27 protein-coding genes are annotated in these 17,314 nt (G+C 67.2%); all 27 read left to right on the top strand.

The features are described from left to right. Window positions 1–212: 212 nt before the first annotated feature. The 27 genes from rpsL (at window position 213) to SACPADRAFT_RS0222385 (ending at window position 17,301) form a co-directional block, all read left to right on the top strand. Window positions 213–587, top strand: coding sequence for a 30S ribosomal protein S12 (gene rpsL / locus SACPADRAFT_RS0222255; RefSeq protein WP_026453576.1), 375 nt, complete (start codon window positions 213–215; stop codon window positions 585–587). Next, complete coding sequence (gene rpsG / locus SACPADRAFT_RS0222260) at window positions 587–1,057, top strand: 30S ribosomal protein S7 (RefSeq protein ID WP_007023256.1); 471 nt, start codon at window positions 587–589, stop codon at window positions 1,055–1,057. Before rpsL ends, rpsG begins: the two co-directional genes overlap by 1 nt. 93 nt (window positions 1,058–1,150) lie before the next feature. After that, the gene (gene fusA, locus SACPADRAFT_RS0222265; protein ID WP_007023257.1) at window positions 1,151–3,250 is read left to right on the top strand and encodes an elongation factor G; all 2,100 of its coding nucleotides are present in this window, start codon (window positions 1,151–1,153) and stop codon (window positions 3,248–3,250) included. A gap of 367 nt (window positions 3,251–3,617) precedes the next feature. Next, window positions 3,618–4,811: an elongation factor Tu gene (tuf, locus tag SACPADRAFT_RS0222270; RefSeq protein WP_007023258.1), complete on the top strand. Its 1,194-nt coding sequence runs from the start codon at window positions 3,618–3,620 to the stop codon at window positions 4,809–4,811. Window positions 4,812–5,235: 424 nt separating this feature from the next. After that, a complete protein-coding gene (gene rpsJ, locus SACPADRAFT_RS0222275) occupies window positions 5,236–5,541 on the top strand; it encodes a 30S ribosomal protein S10 (protein WP_007023259.1) in 306 nt (101 codons plus the stop codon). Between the two features lie 30 nt (window positions 5,542–5,571). Beyond that, window positions 5,572–6,228 carry a 50S ribosomal protein L3 gene (gene rplC, locus SACPADRAFT_RS0222280; protein ID WP_007023260.1) on the top strand — a complete coding sequence of 219 codons (657 nt, stop codon included), beginning with the start codon at window positions 5,572–5,574 and terminating at the stop codon, window positions 6,226–6,228. Then, window positions 6,225–6,905 carry a 50S ribosomal protein L4 gene (gene rplD, locus SACPADRAFT_RS0222285; RefSeq protein ID WP_007023261.1) on the top strand — a complete coding sequence of 227 codons (681 nt, stop codon included), beginning with the start codon at window positions 6,225–6,227 and terminating at the stop codon, window positions 6,903–6,905. Before rplC ends, rplD begins: the two co-directional genes overlap by 4 nt. Further along, entirely contained in the window at window positions 6,902–7,213 is a 312-nt protein-coding gene (rplW, locus tag SACPADRAFT_RS0222290) for a 50S ribosomal protein L23 (RefSeq protein WP_007023262.1), read from the top strand. The genes rplD and rplW overlap by 4 nt, the downstream gene beginning before the upstream one ends. Window positions 7,214–7,227: 14 nt before the next feature. Beyond that, window positions 7,228–8,067 carry a 50S ribosomal protein L2 gene (gene rplB / locus SACPADRAFT_RS0222295; protein WP_007023263.1) on the top strand — a complete coding sequence of 280 codons (840 nt, stop codon included), beginning with the start codon at window positions 7,228–7,230 and terminating at the stop codon, window positions 8,065–8,067. A 17-nt stretch (window positions 8,068–8,084) separates the two neighbouring features. Further along, the gene (gene rpsS / locus SACPADRAFT_RS0222300) at window positions 8,085–8,366 is read left to right on the top strand and encodes a 30S ribosomal protein S19 (RefSeq protein WP_007023264.1); all 282 of its coding nucleotides are present in this window, start codon (window positions 8,085–8,087) and stop codon (window positions 8,364–8,366) included. A 26-nt stretch (window positions 8,367–8,392) separates the two neighbouring features. Beyond that, the gene (gene rplV / locus SACPADRAFT_RS0222305) at window positions 8,393–8,812 is read left to right on the top strand and encodes a 50S ribosomal protein L22 (protein ID WP_007023265.1); all 420 of its coding nucleotides are present in this window, start codon (window positions 8,393–8,395) and stop codon (window positions 8,810–8,812) included. Next, window positions 8,812–9,657, top strand: coding sequence for a 30S ribosomal protein S3 (rpsC, locus tag SACPADRAFT_RS0222310; protein ID WP_007023266.1), 846 nt, complete (start codon window positions 8,812–8,814; stop codon window positions 9,655–9,657). Before rplV ends, rpsC begins: the two co-directional genes overlap by 1 nt. Window positions 9,658–9,660: 3 nt before the next feature. Continuing rightward, window positions 9,661–10,080, top strand: a complete 420-nt coding sequence (gene rplP, locus SACPADRAFT_RS0222315; RefSeq protein WP_007023267.1) for a 50S ribosomal protein L16 — start codon at window positions 9,661–9,663, stop codon at window positions 10,078–10,080. After that, window positions 10,080–10,331 carry a 50S ribosomal protein L29 gene (gene rpmC, locus SACPADRAFT_RS0222320; protein WP_007023268.1) on the top strand — a complete coding sequence of 84 codons (252 nt, stop codon included), beginning with the start codon at window positions 10,080–10,082 and terminating at the stop codon, window positions 10,329–10,331. The genes rplP and rpmC overlap by 1 nt, the downstream gene beginning before the upstream one ends. Next, entirely contained in the window at window positions 10,328–10,609 is a 282-nt protein-coding gene (gene rpsQ / locus SACPADRAFT_RS0222325) for a 30S ribosomal protein S17 (protein WP_007023269.1), read from the top strand. Before rpmC ends, rpsQ begins: the two co-directional genes overlap by 4 nt. A gap of 75 nt (window positions 10,610–10,684) precedes the next feature. Continuing rightward, entirely contained in the window at window positions 10,685–11,053 is a 369-nt protein-coding gene (rplN, locus tag SACPADRAFT_RS0222330; protein ID WP_007023270.1) for a 50S ribosomal protein L14, read from the top strand. Between the two features lie 2 nt (window positions 11,054–11,055). Then, on the top strand, window positions 11,056–11,370 hold the full coding sequence (gene rplX, locus SACPADRAFT_RS0222335) for a 50S ribosomal protein L24 (protein WP_007023271.1): 315 nt from the start codon (window positions 11,056–11,058) through the stop codon (window positions 11,368–11,370). Beyond that, complete coding sequence (gene rplE, locus SACPADRAFT_RS0222340; protein WP_007023272.1) at window positions 11,370–11,942, top strand: 50S ribosomal protein L5; 573 nt, start codon at window positions 11,370–11,372, stop codon at window positions 11,940–11,942. The genes rplX and rplE overlap by 1 nt, the downstream gene beginning before the upstream one ends. Before the next feature lie 75 nt (window positions 11,943–12,017). After that, window positions 12,018–12,203, top strand: coding sequence for a type Z 30S ribosomal protein S14 (locus SACPADRAFT_RS0222345; RefSeq protein WP_007023273.1), 186 nt, complete (start codon window positions 12,018–12,020; stop codon window positions 12,201–12,203). A gap of 122 nt (window positions 12,204–12,325) precedes the next feature. Beyond that, window positions 12,326–12,724 carry a 30S ribosomal protein S8 gene (rpsH, locus tag SACPADRAFT_RS0222350; RefSeq protein ID WP_007023274.1) on the top strand — a complete coding sequence of 133 codons (399 nt, stop codon included), beginning with the start codon at window positions 12,326–12,328 and terminating at the stop codon, window positions 12,722–12,724. 15 nt (window positions 12,725–12,739) lie between these two features. Next, entirely contained in the window at window positions 12,740–13,279 is a 540-nt protein-coding gene (rplF, locus tag SACPADRAFT_RS0222355) for a 50S ribosomal protein L6 (protein WP_007023275.1), read from the top strand. Window positions 13,280–13,281: 2 nt separating this feature from the next. Further along, a complete protein-coding gene (gene rplR / locus SACPADRAFT_RS0222360; protein ID WP_007023276.1) occupies window positions 13,282–13,680 on the top strand; it encodes a 50S ribosomal protein L18 in 399 nt (132 codons plus the stop codon). 36 nt (window positions 13,681–13,716) lie between these two features. After that, on the top strand, window positions 13,717–14,352 hold the full coding sequence (gene rpsE, locus SACPADRAFT_RS0222365) for a 30S ribosomal protein S5 (protein WP_007023277.1): 636 nt from the start codon (window positions 13,717–13,719) through the stop codon (window positions 14,350–14,352). A 1-nt stretch (window position 14,353) separates the two neighbouring features. After that, entirely contained in the window at window positions 14,354–14,536 is a 183-nt protein-coding gene (rpmD, locus tag SACPADRAFT_RS0222370; protein WP_007023278.1) for a 50S ribosomal protein L30, read from the top strand. Beyond that, window positions 14,536–14,979: a 50S ribosomal protein L15 gene (gene rplO, locus SACPADRAFT_RS0222375; RefSeq protein ID WP_007023279.1), complete on the top strand. Its 444-nt coding sequence runs from the start codon at window positions 14,536–14,538 to the stop codon at window positions 14,977–14,979. Before rpmD ends, rplO begins: the two co-directional genes overlap by 1 nt. A 451-nt stretch (window positions 14,980–15,430) precedes the next feature. Then, on the top strand, window positions 15,431–16,750 hold the full coding sequence (gene secY, locus SACPADRAFT_RS0222380; RefSeq protein ID WP_007023280.1) for a preprotein translocase subunit SecY: 1,320 nt from the start codon (window positions 15,431–15,433) through the stop codon (window positions 16,748–16,750). After that, a complete protein-coding gene (locus SACPADRAFT_RS0222385; RefSeq protein WP_007023281.1) occupies window positions 16,747–17,301 on the top strand; it encodes an adenylate kinase in 555 nt (184 codons plus the stop codon). The genes secY and SACPADRAFT_RS0222385 overlap by 4 nt, the downstream gene beginning before the upstream one ends. Window positions 17,302–17,314: the final 13 nt, after the last annotated feature.

The raw sequence follows: 17,314 nt of genomic DNA on the forward strand, positions 1-17,314 counted from the left end.
ACCGTGCCCGGCAGGTGTCGGGCCCTCCGTGTGCCTTCAGGTCACGGCGGGGTGCTTCGGGTGCCCCGGTGGCAGAGGTGGCGCGGGTTTCCACGGCAACCCCGAGGGGACGTTGACGGATCTCAATGATCCGCAAGACGGGCCGACACGCCCGACCGCGGGTACCGGGGAGCACAGTAGAGCTAAGTAGGACGCAACAGAAAGCTGGTCCATTGCCCACGATCCAGCAGCTGGTCCGCAAGGGCCGCCAGGACAAGGCTGCCGCTCAGAAGACGGCGGCGCTCAAGGGGAGCCCGCAGCGTCGCGGTGTGTGCACGCGCGTGTACACCACCACGCCCAAGAAGCCGAACTCCGCACTGCGCAAGGTCGCCCGTGTGAAGCTGAGCAACGGCATCGAGGTCACGGCCTACATTCCCGGTGAGGGCCACAACCTGCAGGAACACTCGATGGTGCTCGTGCGTGGCGGCCGTGTGAAGGACCTTCCGGGTGTTCGCTACAAGATCATCCGCGGTTCGCTCGACACGCAGGGCGTGAAGAACCGTAAGCAGGCGCGCAGCCGGTACGGCGCGAAGAAGGAGAAGAGCTAATGCCCCGCAAGGGTCCGGCCCCGAAGCGGCCACTGACCTCCGACCCGGTGTACGCATCTCCGCTCGTCACCCAGTTGGTGAACAAGGTGTTGCGGGACGGGAAGCGTTCGGTGGCCGAGCGCATCGTCTACGGCGCGCTCGAGGGCGCCCGGGAGAAGACCGGCACCGACCCGGTCGTCACCCTCAAGCGTGCGCTCGACAACGTGAAGCCCACTCTCGAGGTGAAGAGCCGCCGCGTCGGTGGTGCCACCTACCAGGTGCCCATCGAGGTCAAGCCGGGCCGGTCGACGACTCTCGCGCTGCGTTGGCTCGTCACCTATTCGCGGCAGCGTCGCGAGAAGACGATGGTCGAGCGCCTGCAGAACGAGCTGCTCGACGCGAGCAACGGCCTCGGGGCCAGCGTGAAGCGCCGCGAGGACACCCACAAGATGGCCGAGTCGAACAAGGCCTTCGCTCACTACCGTTGGTGAGCGCGAACATCGCAGTGAACCGTCGGACACGGTCGCCCGGTCCGTTTGACCGCGCCAATGCCGGGTTCCACGTTCAGGACAGGGGAACATCAAGTGGCACGTGACGTGCTGACCGACCTCAACAAGGTCCGCAACATCGGCATCATGGCCCACATCGACGCCGGTAAGACCACCACCACCGAACGGATCCTGTTCTACACCGGGATCAACTACAAGCTCGGTGAGGTCCACGACGGCGCGGCCACGATGGACTGGATGGACGAGGAGCAGAAGCGGGGTATCACGATCACCTCGGCTGCTACCACGACGTTCTGGGACGACTACCAGATCAACATCATCGACACCCCGGGCCACGTGGACTTCACCGTCGAGGTGGAGCGCTCGCTGCGCGTGCTCGACGGTGCCGTCGCCGTGTTCGACGGTAAGGAGGGCGTCGAGCCGCAGTCCGAGCAGGTCTGGCGGCAGGCCGACAAGTACGACGTCCCGCGCATCTGCTTCGTCAACAAGATGGACAAGCTCGGCGCGGACTTCTACTTCACCGTGGACACCATCTCTGAGCGGCTCGGCGCCCGCCCCCTGGTTCTCCAGCTGCCGATCGGCGCGGAGAGCGACTTCCAGGGGATCGTCGACCTCGTCCAGATGAAGGCTCTGACCTGGCGTGGTGACGTCAAGAAGGGCGAGAAGTACGAGGTCGAGGACATCCCGGCCGACCTCGTCGACCGGGCCGCGGAGTACCGCGAGAAGCTCGTCGAGGCGGTCGCCGAGACCGACGACGAGCTGATGGAGCGGTACTTCGGCGGTGAGGAGCTGAGCGAGGCCGAGATCAAGGCCGGCATCCGCAAGCTCACCGTCGACCGGGAGGCGTTCCCGGTGCTCGCGGGATCCGCGTTCAAGAACAAGGGCGTGCAGCCGATGCTGGACGCCGTGGTCGACTACCTTCCGTCGCCGCTGGACGTGCCGCCGGTCGAGGGCACGCTCCGGGACGGGGAGACCCGCGTCTCCCGGAACCCCTCGACGGAGGAGCCGTTCTCGGCGCTCGTGTCCAAGGTCGCGGTGCACCCGTTCTACGGCAAGCTGACCTACATCCGGGTCTACTCCGGCAAGGTCTCCTCGGGTACGCAGATCATCAACGCGACCAAGGAGCGCAAGGAGCGCATCGGGAAGCTGTTCCAGATGCACTCCAACAAGGAGAACCCGGTCGAGGACGCCCAGGCGGGGCACATCTACGCGGTTCAGGGCCTCAAGGACACCACGACCGGGGACACCCTGGCCGACGCCCAGAACCCGATCGTGCTCGAGTCGATGACCTTCCCGGAGCCGGTCATCAAGGTCGCGATCGAGCCGAAGACCCGTTCCGACCAGGACAAGCTCTCCACGGCGATCCAGAAGCTCGCCGAGGAGGACCCGACGTTCCGGGTGAGCCAGGACGAGGAGACCGGTCAGACCATCATCGAGGGCATGGGTGAGCTCCACCTCGAGGTGCTGGTCAACCGGATGAAGACCGACTTCAAGGTCGAGGCGAACATCGGTAAGCCTCAGGTCTCCTACCGCGAGACCATCCGCAAGACCGTGGACAAGCTCGAGTTCACGCACAAGAAGCAGACCGGTGGGTCCGGTCAGTTCGCGCGGGTGATCGTGAAGCTGGAGCCGCTGACCTCCGGGGACGGCGCGCTGTACGAGTTCGACAACCAGGTCACCGGTGGGCGTGTGCCGAAGGAGTACATCCCGTCGGTCGACGAGGGCGCGCAGGACGCCATGCAGTACGGCGTGTTGGCCGGTTACCCGCTCGTCGGGCTGAAGTTCACCCTGTTGGACGGTGCGTACCACGAGGTCGACTCCTCGGAGATGGCCTTCAAGGTCGCCGGTTCGATGGCGATGAAGGATGCCGCGAAGAAGGCGAACCCGGTACTGCTGGAGCCGATGATGGCGGTCGAGGTGACCACACCCGAGGAGTACATGGGTGACGTCATCGGTGACCTGAACTCCCGCCGTGGCCAGATCCAGGCCATGGAGGAGCGTTCCGGTACGCGCGTCGTGAAGGCGCTCGTGCCGCTGTCGGAGATGTTCGGGTACGTGGGTGACCTGCGGTCGAAGACCCAGGGTCGCGCCAACTACACGATGGTCTTCGACTCCTACGCCGAGGTTCCGGCGAACGTCGCGAAGGAGATCATCGCGAAGGCGACGGGGGAGTGAGCATCGAGTGAGCGGTAGCTCGCGAGGCGCGCAACTCTCCCGGAGTCGAGCATCGATGACGCGAAGGCGACGGGGGAGTGAGCATCGAGTGAGCGGTAGCTCGCGAGGCGCGCAACTCTCCCGGAGTCGAGCATCGATGACGCGAAGGCGACGGGGGAGTGAGCATCGAGTGAGCGGTAGCTCGCGAGGCGCGCAGCTCTCCCGGAGTCGAGCAGTGGTTATCGCGAAGGCGACGGGGGAGTAACCCGGAGCACCCATCCGCGGGCGTGAAAGGGGACTCCCCCTAGGGTCCGCACAACCGACCAGATCGAGTCGTCGGCCGGCTGCCACGCCGGTCGCGAGCAAGAAAGTCCAGGAGGACATTCCAGTGGCGAAGGCGAAGTTCGAGCGGGGCAAGCCGCACGTCAACATCGGGACCATCGGTCACGTCGACCACGGCAAGACCACGCTGACCGCGGCGATCACCAAGGTGCTTCACGAGAAGTACCCCGAGCTGAACAAGTCCAGGGCGTTCGAGCAGATCGACAACGCCCCGGAGGAGAAGCAGCGCGGCATCACGATCAACATCGCGCACGTCGAGTACCAGACCGAGGCGCGGCACTACGCGCACGTTGACGCGCCCGGCCACGCCGACTACATCAAGAACATGATCACCGGTGCGGCGCAGATGGACGGCGCCATCCTGGTGGTCGCGGCGACCGACGGCCCGATGCCGCAGACCCGGGAGCACGTGCTGCTGGCCCGCCAGGTCGGCGTCCCCTACATCGTGGTGGCGCTGAACAAGGCGGACATGGTCGACGACGAGGAGATCCTCGAGCTCGTCGAGATGGAGGTCCGTGAGCTGCTCAGCTCGCAGGAGTTCCCCGGCGACGACGCCCCGGTCGTCCGCGTCTCGGCGCTGCAGGCGCTCGAGGGCGAGGAGAAGTGGGCGCAGAGCATCATGGAGCTGATGGACGGCGTCGACCAGAACATCCCGGACCCGGTGCGGGCCACCGACAAGCCGTTCCTGATGCCGATCGAGGACGTCTTCACGATCACCGGCCGCGGCACGGTGGTCACCGGCCGGATCGAGCGCGGCGAGATCAAGCTGAACGAAGAGGTCGAGATCGTCGGCATCAAGCCGGACGCCCGCAAGACCACGGTCACCAGCATCGAGATGTTCAACAAGATGCTGGACTACGGCCAGGCCGGCGACAACGCCGCCCTGCTGCTGCGTGGTGTCAAGCGGGAGGACGTCGAGCGCGGCCAGGTCGTCGTGAAGCCGGGCACCACCACCCCGCACACGGAGTTCCAGGCCTCGGTCTACATCCTGGCCAAGGACGAGGGTGGCCGGCACACGCCGTTCTTCAACAACTACCGCCCGCAGTTCTACTTCCGCACCACCGACGTCACCGGTGTCGTGACGCTGCCGGAGGGCACGGAGATGGTGATGCCGGGCGACAACACCGAGATCTCGGTCCAGCTGATCCAGCCGGTCGCGATGGACGAGGGTCTGCGGTTCGCCATCCGCGAGGGTGGCCGCACCGTGGGCGCCGGCCAGGTCACCAAGATCGTCAAGTGAGGTACCCGGACCCCCGGGTGCGGATGTCGCACCTCGGTGTGGCATCCTGAACAGGTTGCTCGACGTGGGGCGGCCGATTTCGCAAGGACTCGTCACGCAGGCCGGAGAAATCGGCCGCCCCACTGTGAGCGCCCCGGGCTCGTGAACTTCGCGAGTCGGGAGTGATCGGCCGAGCCGACGCTCCGAGGAAGCAGACCTGGCGGCACGACAACGATCCTGCGGGATCAGTCTGCGTGGCCCGGGCGACACGCCCGAGCGCGGGGGCCGGGGATAGGTCGTTGACGTGCGAGAACAGCGGTACTAGACGATTCCCCGACCGTCCGGTGGCGAGCTGCGGTGGGACGGGTCGGCGATCGAACGATCGAAGGCGGACCGGACCCGCGGAGTCGTGTCGGACCGGTCGAGGACGAGACGGTAAGGAACCATGGCGGGACAGAAGATCCGCATCAGGCTCAAGGCCTACGACCACGAGGCGATCGACAGCAGCGCGCGCAAGATCGTCGAGACGGTGACGCGCACCGGTGCCTCGGTGGTCGGACCTGTGCCGCTGCCGACCGAGAAGAACGTTTACTGCGTCATCCGCTCGCCGCACAAGTACAAGGACTCGCGCGAGCACTTCGAGATGCGCACGCACAAGCGTCTGATCGACATCCTCGAACCGACGCCGAAGACGGTGGACGCGCTCATGCGCATCGACCTTCCGGCGAGCGTCGACGTCAACATCCAGTAAGCGTTGGTCGAGCGGCGGAGATAGAGACTGATGTCTGAAAGGCAAGTGAAGGGCATCCTGGGCACCAAGCTCGGCATGACCCAGGTCTTCGACGAGAACAACCGGGTCATCCCGGTGACGGTCGTCAAGGCGGGGCCGAACGTGGTGACCCAGGTGCGCGACAAGGACAAGGACGGCTACTCGGCCGTGCAGCTGGCGTTCGGCGCCGTGGACCCGCGGAAGGTGAACAAGCCGAAGTCGGGCCACTTCGAGAAGGCCGGTGTGACCCCGCGGCGGCACCTCGCGGAACTGCGCACCTCGGACGCGGACGCCTACGAGGTCGGCCAGGAGCTCACCGTCGAGATCTTCGACGACGGCACGCTGGTCGACGTGACCGGCACGACCAAGGGCAAGGGGTTCGCCGGCGGCATGAAGCGGCACGGCTTCTCCGGTCAGGGTGCCGCCCACGGTAACCAGGCCACGCACCGCAAGCCGGGTGCGATCGGCGGGGCGGCGACGCCCGGTCGCGTGTTCAAGGGCAAGAAGATGGCGGGCCGGATGGGCCGCAACCGCGTCACGACGCAGGGCCTGCGCGTGCACTCGGTGCGCGCCGACGACGGTCTGCTGCTGATCAAGGGAGCGGTTCCCGGCCCGAAGAACGGCCTGGTGTTCGTCCGCAGCGCCGCGAAGGGTGGTGTGACGCAATGACCGCGACGGTCGAGGTGAAGACTCCGGCGGGCGAGGCCGGGGGCACGGTCGAGCTGCCCGCGGAGATCTTCGACGTGCAGGCCAACATCCCGTTGATGCACCAGGTCGTGGTGGCGCAGCTCGCCGCGGCGCGTCAGGGTACGCACGAGACGAAGACCCGGGGCGACGTCCGCGGCGGTGGCCGCAAGCCGTACCGGCAGAAGGGCACCGGGCGGGCGCGTCAGGGCTCGGTCCGGGCGCCGCAGTTCGTCGGTGGTGGCACGGTGCACGGGCCCACGACCCGGGACTACACCCAGCGGACGCCGAAGAAGATGAAGGCCGCGGCACTGCGGGGCGCGCTGTCCGACCGTGCGCGGTCCGGGCAGCTGCACGTGGTGACCGAGCTGGTCAGCGGTGCGAAGCCGTCGACGAAGGCGGCGAAGGCCGCCCTGGCCGCCGTCACCGACGCCACGCGCGTGTTGGTGGTGGTGGACCGCGACGACGAGCGCAGCGTGCTGTCGGCGCGGAACCTGCCGTACGTCCACCTGATCACGCCGGACCAGCTCAACACCTACGACGTGCTCGTGAACGACGACGTGGTGTTCACCAGGGCCGCGTTCGACGCCTTCCTGGCCGGGCCCGCCCAGCACAAGGGCGCCGGCGCGGAGACGACGGCCGAAGGGAGTGTGCAGGCATGAGCTCCGTGGCGATCCCCGACCCGCGCGACGTGCTGATCGCGCCGGTGATCTCCGAGAAGTCCTACGGGCTGCTCGACGACCACAAGTACACGTTCCTGGTTCGTCCCGACGCCAACAAGACGCAGGTCAAGGTGGCGGTCGAGAAGATCTTCGGCGTGAAGGTCGTCAGTGTGAACACCCAGAACCGCCCGGGCAAGCGCAAGCGCACCCGGTACGGGTTCGGCAAGCGCAAGGACACCAAGCGCGCCATCGTCACGCTGTCGGCCGAGAGCAAGCCGATCGAGATCTTCGGCGGACCAGCCGCGTAAGGGACTGAGACGACATGGGCAGCATCCGCAAGTACAAGCCAACAAGTGGGGGGCGCCGGGGTTCCTCGGTCGCCGACTTCGCTGAGATCACGCGGTCCGAGCCGGAGAAGTCGCTGGTCAAGCCGGTCACCAAGACCGGAGGCCGGAACGCCCGCGGCAAGATCACGACTCGGCACAAGGGCGGTGGGCACAAGCGGGCCTACCGGATCGTGGACTTCCGGCGCAACGACAAGGACGGCGTCCCGGCGAAGGTCGCGCACATCGAGTACGACCCGAACCGGACCGCCCGGATCGCTCTGCTGCACTACGCCGACGGCGAGAAGCGCTACATCATCGCGCCGGACAAGCTGAAGCAGGGCGACAAGATCGAGAACGGCCCGAAGGCCGACATCAAGCCGGGCAACAACCTGCCGCTGCGCAACATCCCGGTCGGCACGGTGGTGCACGCGATCGAGCTGCGGCCCGGCGGCGGCGCGAAGATCGCCCGCTCGGCGGGTGCGCGCGTGCAGCTCGTGGCCAAGGACGGACCGTACGCGCAGCTGCGGATGCCCTCGGGCGAGATCCGCAACGTGGACGTGCGCAACCGGGCCACGGTCGGCGAGGTCGGCAACTCGGAGCACTCGAACATCAGCTGGGGCAAGGCGGGCCGCAGCCGTTGGCGTGGCAAGCGCCCGACGGTGCGCGGTGTCGTGATGAACCCGGTCGACCACCCGCACGGTGGTGGTGAGGGCAGGACGTCCGGTGGCCGGCACCCGGTCAACCCGAACGGTATGCCCGAGGGTCGTACCCGCCGGCGCAAGCCGAGCGACCAGTTGATCGTCCGCCGTAGGCGCACCGGCAAGAAGAAGCGCTGAGTAGGAGGTAGCCACCGATGCCACGCAGCCTGAAGAAGGGCCCGTTCGTGGACGACCACCTGCTCAAGAAGGTGGACGCGCTCAACGACTCGGGCAAGAAGACCGTCATCAAGACCTGGTCCCGCCGGTCGACGATCACTCCGGACATGCTCGGCCACACCATCGCGGTGCACGACGGTCGCAAGCACGTCCCGGTGTTCGTCACCGAGGCGATGGTGGGGCACAAGCTGGGCGAGTTCGCCCCGACGCGGACCTTCAAGGGCCACGTCAAGGATGACCGCAAGTCGCGCCGCCGCTGAGCGCGCACCGAGAAGGGCAAGTAATGATGAACGCGCGTAGTGACGCGGTTGCCGAGGCGCAGGAACTGCCCACGGCTTTCGCGCGGGCTCGCTTCGTCCGGGACTCGCCGACCAAGGTGCGCCGGGTGATCGAGCTGATCAAGGGCCGTAACGCCAACGAGGCCCTGGCCGTGCTCCGGTACGCGCCGCAGACGGCCAGCGACCAGTTGGCCAAGGTGCTCGCCAGCGCCATGGCCAACGCGGAGAACAACCTCGACCTCGACCCGGACACGCTCTGGGTCAAGAACGCCTACGCCGACGAGGGTCCGACGCTCAAGCGCATCCGCCCGCGGGCGCAGGGCCGTGCGTTCCGCATCCGGAAGCGGACCAGCCACATCACGGTGGAGGTCGAGTCGCGTCCCGACAAGGCGAAGTCGAAGAGCAAGAAGAAGGCAGGTGGCCGGTAGTGGGCCAGAAGATCAACCCGCACGGCTTCCGGCTCGGGATCACCACGGACTGGAAGTCCCGCTGGTACGCCGACAAGCAGTACTCGGAGTACGTGGCCGAGGACGTCAAGATCCGCAAGCTCCTGTCCACCGGCATGGAGCGCGCGGGTATCTCCAAGGTGGAGATCGAGCGCACCCGGGAGCGGGTCCGTGTCGACATCCACACCGCCCGTCCGGGCATCGTCATCGGGCGCCGCGGCGCCGAGGCGGACCGGATCCGCGGCGCGCTGGAGAAGCTCACCGGTAAGCAGGTGCAGCTCAACATCCTCGAGGTGAAGAACTCCGAGGCCGACGCGCAGCTCGTGGCCCAGGGCATCGCCGAGCAGCTGTCCAACCGTGTCGCCTTCCGGCGCGCGATGCGCAAGGCGATCCAGACGTCGATGCGCTCGCCGCAGGTCAAGGGCATCCGCGTGCAGTGCAGCGGCCGGCTCGGCGGCGCCGAGATGTCCCGGTCGGAGCACTACCGCGACGGCCGGGTCCCGCTGCACACCCTGCGTGCCGACATCGACTACGGGTTCTTCGAGGCCCGGACGACGTTCGGCCGCATCGGCGTGAAGGTGTGGATCTACAAGGGCGACCTGATGGGTGGCCTCAAGGCCAAGCAGGAGCGGGAGGCCGCCGCGGCCTCCGAGCGTGCGCCGCGCCGTGAGCGCCCGTCGCGGCGTCGGTCCGGCTCGTCCGGCACGACGCCGACGTCGACCGAAGCAAGCAGGGCCGCCGCGAACACGCAGACCGACACCGACGTCGCGGCGAGCCAGGCCCCGGAGGTGGCGTCCCCGGACGCCGCAGAGAAGACGGAGGGCTGAGGCGTGCTCATCCCACGCAAGGTCAGGTACCGCAAGCAGCACTCGCCGAGGACTTCCGGTGCGGCCAAGGGCGGCACGAAGGTGCACTTCGGTGACTACGGCATCCAGGCGCTCGAGCAGGGTTACGTGACAAACCGGCAGATCGAGTCGGCACGTATCGCGATGACCCGGCACGTCAAGCGCGGCGGCAAGATCTGGATCAACATCTTCCCGGACCGGCCGCTGACCAAGAAGCCCGCCGAGACCCGCATGGGTGGCGGCAAGGGGTCGCCCGAGTACTGGGTGGCCAACGTCAAGCCCGGTCGCGTCATGTTCGAGATGAGCTTCCCGAACGAGGCGGTCGCCCACGAGGCGCTGCGTCGCGCGATCCACAAGCTGCCGATGAAGTGCCGGATCGTGAACCGCGAAGGTGGTGAGTTCTGATGGCGAAGGCCGGAGGAGTTGCGGCGTCAGAACTTCGTGAGCTCACTGCTGACGAGCTCGTGCTGCGCCTGAAGGAGTCGAAGGAGGAACTGTTCAACCTCCGCTTCCAGATGGCCACCGGGCAGCTCGACAACAACCGCAGGCTGCGCACGGTGCGCGCGGACATCGCCCGCATCTACACCGTGATGCGGGAGCGGGAGCTCGGCCTGTCCGTCTCCCCCGAGGAGAACGAGAGTGAGGGTGCCGCATGACGGAGGCGGTGCAGAGCAGGGACACCGACCGGAACTACCGGAAGGTGCGTGAAGGCCTGGTCGTGTCCGACAGGATGGACAAGACGATCGTCGTGGAACTCGAGGACCGTAAGAAGCACCCGCTCTACGGCAAGATCATGCGCCGGACCAAGAAGGTCAAGGCACACGACGAGGGCAACACCGCGGGCGTGGGCGACCGGGTCACGCTGATGGAGACCCGGCCGATGTCGGCGACCAAGCGTTGGCGGCTCGTCGAGATCCGTGAGAAGGCCAAGTAATCAGGGGCCGGGCGGCCCCGTTCGTTCCGCCAGGCTCGGCGTCGCCGAGAACCGGCGCGACATACAGGAGTTGACGTGATCCAGCAGGAGTCGCGACTGCGAGTCGCCGACAACACGGGTGCCAAGGAGATCCTGACCATCCGGGTGCTCGGTGGCTCGGGGCGGCGCTACGCGGGCATCGGCGACATCATCGTCGCCACCGTCAAGGACGCCATCCCGGGCGCCAATGTGAAGCGTGGTGACGTCGTCAAGGCCGTCATCGTCAGGACGGTGAAGGAGAAGCGTCGCCCCGACGGCTCCTACATCCGGTTCGACGAGAACGCTGCGGTGCTCATCAAGAACGACAACGATCCACGCGGCACACGCATCTTCGGGCCGGTCGGCCGCGAGCTGCGCGATCGGAAGTTCATGAAGATCATCTCGCTCGCGCCGGAGGTGCTCTGACAATGAAGGTGAAGAAGGGCGACACGGTCCTCGTCATCGCGGGCAAGGACAAGGGTGCCAAGGGCAAGGTCATCCAGGCCTACCCGGGCCGCCAGCGCGTGCTGGTCGAGGGTGTGAACCGCATCAAGAAGCACACCCGGATCACCCAGACACAGCGCGGTGCCCAGTCCGGCGGCATCGTCACCCAGGAGGCCCCCATCCACGTGTCGAACGTGATGGTCGTCGACTCCGACGGAAAGCCGACCCGGGTGGGACACCGCATCGGCGAGGACGGCAAGAAGGTTCGTATCTCGCGTAGGACGGGCAAGGACATCTGATGACCACCGCAGAGAAAAGCTACCCGACGCCGCGGTTGAAGACCCGGTACCGCGACGAGATCGCCGGCCAGCTGCGTGAGGAGTTCGACCTGGGGAACCCGCACCAGATCCCCGGTGTGGTCAAGGTCGTGCTGAACATGGGTGTCGGTGACGCCGCCCGGGACAGCAAGCTCATCGAGGGCGCGGTCCGGGACCTCGCCGCGATCACCGGCCAGCGTCCCGAGGTCCGCCGGGCCCGGAAGTCGATCTCGCAGTTCAAGCTGCGGGAGGGGCAGCCGATCGGTGCCCGTGTGACGCTGCGGGGCGACCGGATGTGGGAGTTCCTCGACCGGCTGCTGACCATCTCGCTGCCCCGGATCCGGGACTTCCGCGGCCTGTCGAGCAAGCAGTTCGACGGCAAGGGCAACTACACGTTCGGGTTGACCGAGCAGTCGATGTTCCACGAGATCTCGCCGGACTCGATCGACCGCCCCCGCGGCATGGACGTCACGGTCGTCACCACGGCGACCAACGACGACGAGGGCCGCTCGTTGCTCCGCAAGCTCGGCTTCCCGTTCAAGGAGGCGTCATGAGCGACACTCGGTCCGTTGTGCTGAGGAAAGCCGACCGGGTGCGGGTGTCCCGCAAGAATCAGGAGAGTTGATCAGATGGCCAAGAAAGCTCTGATCGCCAAGGCTGCCCGCAAGCCCAAGTTCCGGGTGCGCGCCTACACCCGCTGCCAGAAGTGTGGCCGGCCGCGTTCGGTCTACCGCAAGTTCGGCCTGTGCCGGATCTGCCTGCGGGACATGGCGCACGCGGGCCAGCTCCCCGGCGTGAACAAGTCGAGCTGGTGAAGGCTTTTACCGCACCCTGCGCAGACAGGGATCCATCCCACTTCGCCACAGGCCCCGAGCCGGCCCGGTACGCACCGGCCGCCGGTGAGGGGAACCGGGGCGAGAAAGGTTGACAGGTCACCATGACGATGACCGACCCGATCGCAGACTTCCTGACACGTCTGCGGAACGCGAACTCGGCGTACCACGACGTGGTCGAGCTGCCGCACTCGAAGATCAAGGCGAACATCTCGGAGATCCTCAAGCGTGAGGGCTACATCTCGGACTACCGCACCGAGCCGGGAGACAAGCACAAGAACCTGGTCGTCGAGCTGAAGTTCGGCCCCAACCGCGAGCGCAGCATCGCCGGCCTGCGGCGTGTGTCGAAGCCCGGCCTGCGTGTGTACGCGAAATCGACCAACCTGCCCAGCGTTCTGGGTGGCCTCGGCGTGGCGATCATCTCGACCTCGTCCGGCCTGCAGACCGACCGGCAGTGCAAGCGCAACGGCGTGGGCGGGGAAGTCCTCGCCTATGTCTGGTGAGGAAGGGGGACAGGCATGTCACGCATCGGTAAGCTGCCGATCACCGTCCCCTCCGGGGTCGAGGTGACCATCGACGGTCAGCACGTCTCGGTCACCGGGCCGAAGGGCACCCTCGAGCACACCGTCCCGGAGCCGATCACCGTGGAGCGGGACGAGGACGGCACGCTCGCCGTCCGGCGCCCGGACGATGAACGGGAGAACCGCTCGCTGCACGGACTGACCCGGACCCTGGTCAACAACCTGGTCACCGGCGTCAAGGACGGCTTCGAGAAGCGGATGGAGATTCACGGCGTCGGCTACCGCGTCCAGGCCAAGGGCGACGACCTCGAATTCGCGCTCGGCTTCAGCCACCCGGTGACGGTGTCCGCGCCCGAGGGGATCACCTTCAAGGTGGAGAGCCCGACCAAGTTCTCGGTGTCCGGCATCGACAAGCAGAAGGTCGGCCAGACGGCGGCGGTCATCCGCAAGCTCCGGCGTCCCGACCCCTACAAGGGCAAGGGCCTGCGGTACGAGGGCGAGCGCATCCGTCGCAAGGTCGGAAAGACGGGTAAGTGATCATGAGCGAAACGGTGACGAAGCGCAAGCCGGTCGGCAAGGACATCTCCACCCGTCGTCGCGCCGGCAAGGCCCGCAGGCACGCACGGCTGCGGAAGAAGATCAGCGGCACGGCGCAGACCCCGCGGATGTCGGTCAAGCGCTCCTCGCGGCACCTCGTCGTCCAGTTGATCGACGACGACGCGGGCCACACGCTGGCGTCGGCGTCGACGCTGGAGGCGGACGTGCGCACCGTCGAGGGCGACAAGAAGGCCAAGGCCACGAGGGTCGGCGAGCTGGTCGCCGCCCGCGCCAAGGACGCGGGCGTCTCGCGAGCGGTGTTCGACCGGGGAGGCAACGCCTACCACGGCCGGATCGCGGCTCTCGCCGACGCCGCCCGCGAGGCGGGGTTGGAGTTCTGACATGAGCACATTTCTCGAGAACGGAAGGAACGCCTGATGCCGGGACGTACGCGGCAATCCGGCGGCCAGGGGGGACCGGGCGGCGACCGCGAGCGCGGTGGCGGCCGGGACCGCAGGGACCGTCGTGACGGTGGCCGTGGCGGGGCGGCCCAGGACAAGACCCCGCACCTCGAGCGCGTCGTATCGATCAACCGGGTGGCGAAGGTCGTCCAGGGTGGTCGGCGCTTCAGCTTCACCGCGCTGGTCGTCGTCGGGGACGGCGACGGGCAGGTCGGTGTCGGCTACGGAAAGGCCAAGGAGGTGCCCTCGGCGATCGCCAAGGGTGTCGAGGAGGCCAAGAAGAACTTCTTCCGCGTGCCCCGGATCGGGGGCAGCATCCCGCACCCCGTGCAGGGTGAGGAGGCCGCGGGCGTGGTTCTGCTCCGTCCGGCCAGCCCCGGTACCGGTGTGATCGCCGGTGGTGCCGTGCGTGCCGTGCTGGAGTGCGCCGGGGTGCACGACGTGCTGTCGAAGTCGCTGGGCAGCGACAACGCGATCAACATCGTGCACGCGACCGTGCGGGCCCTGCGGGATCTGCAGCGTCCGGAGGAGGTGGCGGCCCGCCGTGGGCTGCCGCTCGAGGACGTCGCCCCGGCCCGGATGCTGCGCCAGCGCGCGGGGCAGGAGGTCTGACATGACGCAACTGAAGGTCACGCAGATCAGGGGCCTGGTCGGCACGCAGAAGAGCCAGAAGGCCTCGCTGCGCACCCTCGGCCTGCGCAAGATCCACCAGTCGGTGGTGCGGGAGGACACGCCCCAGGTGCGTGGTCTGATCAACGCGGTCCGCCACCTGGTGAACGTGGAGGAGGTCAAGTAATGGCCATCAAGATCCACCACCTGCGGCCGGCCCCCGGCGCGAATCGGGACAAGATCCGTGTCGGCCGTGGTGAGAGCTCGAAGGGCAAGACCGCGGGTCGCGGTACGAAGGGCACCAGAGCCCGGAAGAACGTGCCCGCCGGCTTCGAGGGTGGGCAGATGCCCATCCAGCAGCGGCTTCCGAAGCTGCGCGGGTTCAAGAACCGCAACCGCACCGAGTACCAGGGAATCAACGTGGGCGACCTCGTCCGCGCGTTCCCGGACGGCGGCACGGTCGGCAGGGACGAACTGGTGTCCCGGGGCCTGATCCACCGGGACGAACTCGTGAAGGTCCTCGGTGACGGCGACGTGAACGGCGTCAAGCTCGACGTCGCCGCCGACGCCTTCTCCAAGTCGGCCCGGGAGAAGATCGAGTCGGCGGGCGGCACGACGACCCGACTCTGACTCGCACGCTCACCGGTCGTCGAACCGGGAGACCCGCACAACGAAACGGCCCGCAGCCCCCCACCGGGGCCGCGGGCCGTTTCACGTTCCCACCCCGACCCGACTCGCCCTCCCGACCCGCGCCCGGCCACCCAGGGACGACATTCCGCCCGCGAACTGTCCCCACGAGGGCCGGGCACGTCGCCGTGGTGGCGCGTTCCGCCCGCGGAACGCGCCACCACCCGGGCCAGGACGTACCCCCGTTCGTGGGGTCGTTCGGCGACGAACGTGGGCAAAGCCGCACTATGTGCGGCGGCACTCAGAGAGGCTGTTAGAGTCGCACTCGACGCTTGGGGCACCCATGTGCCCCGAGCGTGTCTGGCTTGCCCGCCAGTGACAGAGTGTCCAGCCGGCCAAGGTGGTCGGCCAAGCCGATCGTCGGTTCGCCGACGACGCCGAGGAGGTCCCCCGCGTGCTCAGCGCCTTCCGCTCGGCTCTCGCGACGCCGGACCTGCGCAAGAAGATCCTGTTCACGCTGATGATCGTGGCCGTCTACCGCGTCGGTGCGGTCACGCCAGCTCCCGGGGTTTCCTACCCCAACGTGCAGGCATGTCAGGCGCAGGCAGAGGATCAGAACATCTTCTCGCTGCTGAACCTGTTCAGTGGTGGGGCGCTGCTACAGCTGTCCGTGTTCGCCACGGGCATCATGCCCTACATCACGGCGAGCATCATCGTGCAGCTGTTGACGGTGGTGATCCCCCGGTTCGAGGAGCTGAAGAAGGAAGGCCAGGCCGGACAGGGCAAACTGACGCAGTACACGCGGTACCTGACGATCGGACTCGCGATCCTGCAGGCAACCGGCGTGGTCGCGTTGGCGGACCGCAATCAGCTGTTCGTCGGCTGTGAGGTGCCGGTACTGCCGGACGACAGCGTCTACTCGCTGGCCCTCACGGTGCTGACGATGACCGCGGGCACCGCCGTGATGATGTGGCTCGGCGAGCTGATCACCGAGCGCGGCGTCGGCAACGGCATGTCCCTGCTCATCTTCCTCAACATCGCCGCGCGGATCCCCGAGGAGGGCGCGAACATCCTGAGCTCGGCGGGTGGACTCACGTTCTTCTTCGTCTGTGTCCTCGGGCTGGCGATCATCGCGAGCGTGGTCTTCGTCGAGCAGGGCCAGCGCCGGATCCCGGTGCAGTACGCGAAGCGGATGGTCGGACGCCGGATGTACGGCGGGACCTCGACCTACCTGCCGATCAAGGTCAACCAGGCCGGCGTGATCCCGGTGATCTTCGCGTCCTCGCTGCTGTACCTGCCCGATCTGCTCGGGCAGCTCATCGGGGATCCGAACGAGGCGTCCGGATGGCAGCAGTTCATCCAGACGTACCTGACCGATCAGTCGAGCTGGGTACACATCCTGCTGTACTTCTCGATGATCATCTTCTTCACGTACTTCTACATCACGATCACCTTCAACGTGGACGACCGCGCTGAGGAGATGAAGAAGTTCGGCGGCTTCATCCCGGGGATCCGCCCGGGTCGGCCGACCGCCGAATACCTCGGGTTCGTGCTCAACCGGATCACCCTGCCGGGGTCGATCTACCTGGGTGTCGTGGCGATCCTGCCCAACTTCTTCCTGTCCATGACCGGGAGCCAGCAAGGCGGTGGCGGCGCCCAGAACTTCCCGTTCGGCGGAACAGCTGTGCTGATCATGGTCGGTGTCGCCCTGCACACCGTGAAACAGATCGAGAGCCAGCTGATGCAGCGCAACTATGAAGGGTTCCTCCGATGACGCGTGTGGTCCTCGTTGGTCCTCCAGGGGCCGGAAAAGGTACGCAAGCGGCGGCGCTGTCCGACAGGCTCGGCGTCCCGCACATCTCGACCGGTGATTTGTTCCGGTCGCACGTGGGGCAGGAGACCCCGCTCGGCCGGGAGGCGAAGCGCTATCTCGACTCCGGCGAGCTCGTGCCGGACACGGTGACGAACGAGATGGTGCGCGAGCGCCTGACCGACCCGGACGCCAAGAACGGCTTCCTGCTCGACGGATTCCCGCGGAACACCAAGCAGGCCGAGGTGCTCGGCGAGATGCTCGCCGACAACGACACCGCGCTCGACGCGGTGATCGAACTCCAGGTGTCCGAGGACCTGCTGGTGGAGCGGCTGCTGGAGCGCGGACGGTCCGACGACACCGAGGACGTCATCCGCCGCAGGCAGCAGGTGTACCGCTCGGAGACGGCACCGCTGCTGGAGTACTACTCCGACATCCTGGTGACGGTCGACGGTGTCGGGGACATCGACGAGGTCTCGGACAGGGTGCTCGACGCGCTCGGCAAGCGCTCGTGACCCTGGTCGGCTC

Source organism: Saccharomonospora iraqiensis subsp. paurometabolica YIM 90007, assembly GCF_000231035.2.
In the GTDB taxonomy this organism is placed as follows: domain Bacteria; phylum Actinomycetota; class Actinomycetes; order Mycobacteriales; family Pseudonocardiaceae; genus Saccharomonospora; species Saccharomonospora paurometabolica.

What these genes read in the sequence shown, in the direction of transcription:
- rpsG (WP_007023256.1), top strand. Translation starts at nt 587, where the DNA reads ATGCCCCGCAAGGGTCCGGCCCCGAAGCGGCCACTGACCTCCGACCCG.
- rpsJ (WP_007023259.1), top strand. Translation starts at nt 5,236, where the DNA reads ATGGCGGGACAGAAGATCCGCATCAGGCTCAAGGCCTACGACCACGAG.
- rplC (WP_007023260.1), top strand. Translation starts at nt 5,572, where the DNA reads ATGTCTGAAAGGCAAGTGAAGGGCATCCTGGGCACCAAGCTCGGCATG.
- rplD (WP_007023261.1), top strand. Translation starts at nt 6,225, where the DNA reads ATGACCGCGACGGTCGAGGTGAAGACTCCGGCGGGCGAGGCCGGGGGC.
- rplW (WP_007023262.1), top strand. Translation starts at nt 6,902, where the DNA reads ATGAGCTCCGTGGCGATCCCCGACCCGCGCGACGTGCTGATCGCGCCG.
- rplB (WP_007023263.1), top strand. Translation starts at nt 7,228, where the DNA reads ATGGGCAGCATCCGCAAGTACAAGCCAACAAGTGGGGGGCGCCGGGGT.
- rpsS (WP_007023264.1), top strand. Translation starts at nt 8,085, where the DNA reads ATGCCACGCAGCCTGAAGAAGGGCCCGTTCGTGGACGACCACCTGCTC.
- rplV (WP_007023265.1), top strand. Translation starts at nt 8,393, where the DNA reads ATGAACGCGCGTAGTGACGCGGTTGCCGAGGCGCAGGAACTGCCCACG.
- rpmC (WP_007023268.1), top strand. Translation starts at nt 10,080, where the DNA reads ATGGCGAAGGCCGGAGGAGTTGCGGCGTCAGAACTTCGTGAGCTCACT.
- rpsQ (WP_007023269.1), top strand. Translation starts at nt 10,328, where the DNA reads ATGACGGAGGCGGTGCAGAGCAGGGACACCGACCGGAACTACCGGAAG.
- rplX (WP_007023271.1), top strand. Translation starts at nt 11,056, where the DNA reads ATGAAGGTGAAGAAGGGCGACACGGTCCTCGTCATCGCGGGCAAGGAC.
- rplE (WP_007023272.1), top strand. Translation starts at nt 11,370, where the DNA reads ATGACCACCGCAGAGAAAAGCTACCCGACGCCGCGGTTGAAGACCCGG.
- SACPADRAFT_RS0222345 (WP_007023273.1), top strand. Translation starts at nt 12,018, where the DNA reads ATGGCCAAGAAAGCTCTGATCGCCAAGGCTGCCCGCAAGCCCAAGTTC.
- rpsH (WP_007023274.1), top strand. Translation starts at nt 12,326, where the DNA reads ATGACGATGACCGACCCGATCGCAGACTTCCTGACACGTCTGCGGAAC.
- rplF (WP_007023275.1), top strand. Translation starts at nt 12,740, where the DNA reads ATGTCACGCATCGGTAAGCTGCCGATCACCGTCCCCTCCGGGGTCGAG.
- rplR (WP_007023276.1), top strand. Translation starts at nt 13,282, where the DNA reads ATGAGCGAAACGGTGACGAAGCGCAAGCCGGTCGGCAAGGACATCTCC.
- rpsE (WP_007023277.1), top strand. Translation starts at nt 13,717, where the DNA reads ATGCCGGGACGTACGCGGCAATCCGGCGGCCAGGGGGGACCGGGCGGC.
- rpmD (WP_007023278.1), top strand. Translation starts at nt 14,354, where the DNA reads ATGACGCAACTGAAGGTCACGCAGATCAGGGGCCTGGTCGGCACGCAG.
- rplO (WP_007023279.1), top strand. Translation starts at nt 14,536, where the DNA reads ATGGCCATCAAGATCCACCACCTGCGGCCGGCCCCCGGCGCGAATCGG.
- SACPADRAFT_RS0222385 (WP_007023281.1), top strand. Translation starts at nt 16,747, where the DNA reads ATGACGCGTGTGGTCCTCGTTGGTCCTCCAGGGGCCGGAAAAGGTACG.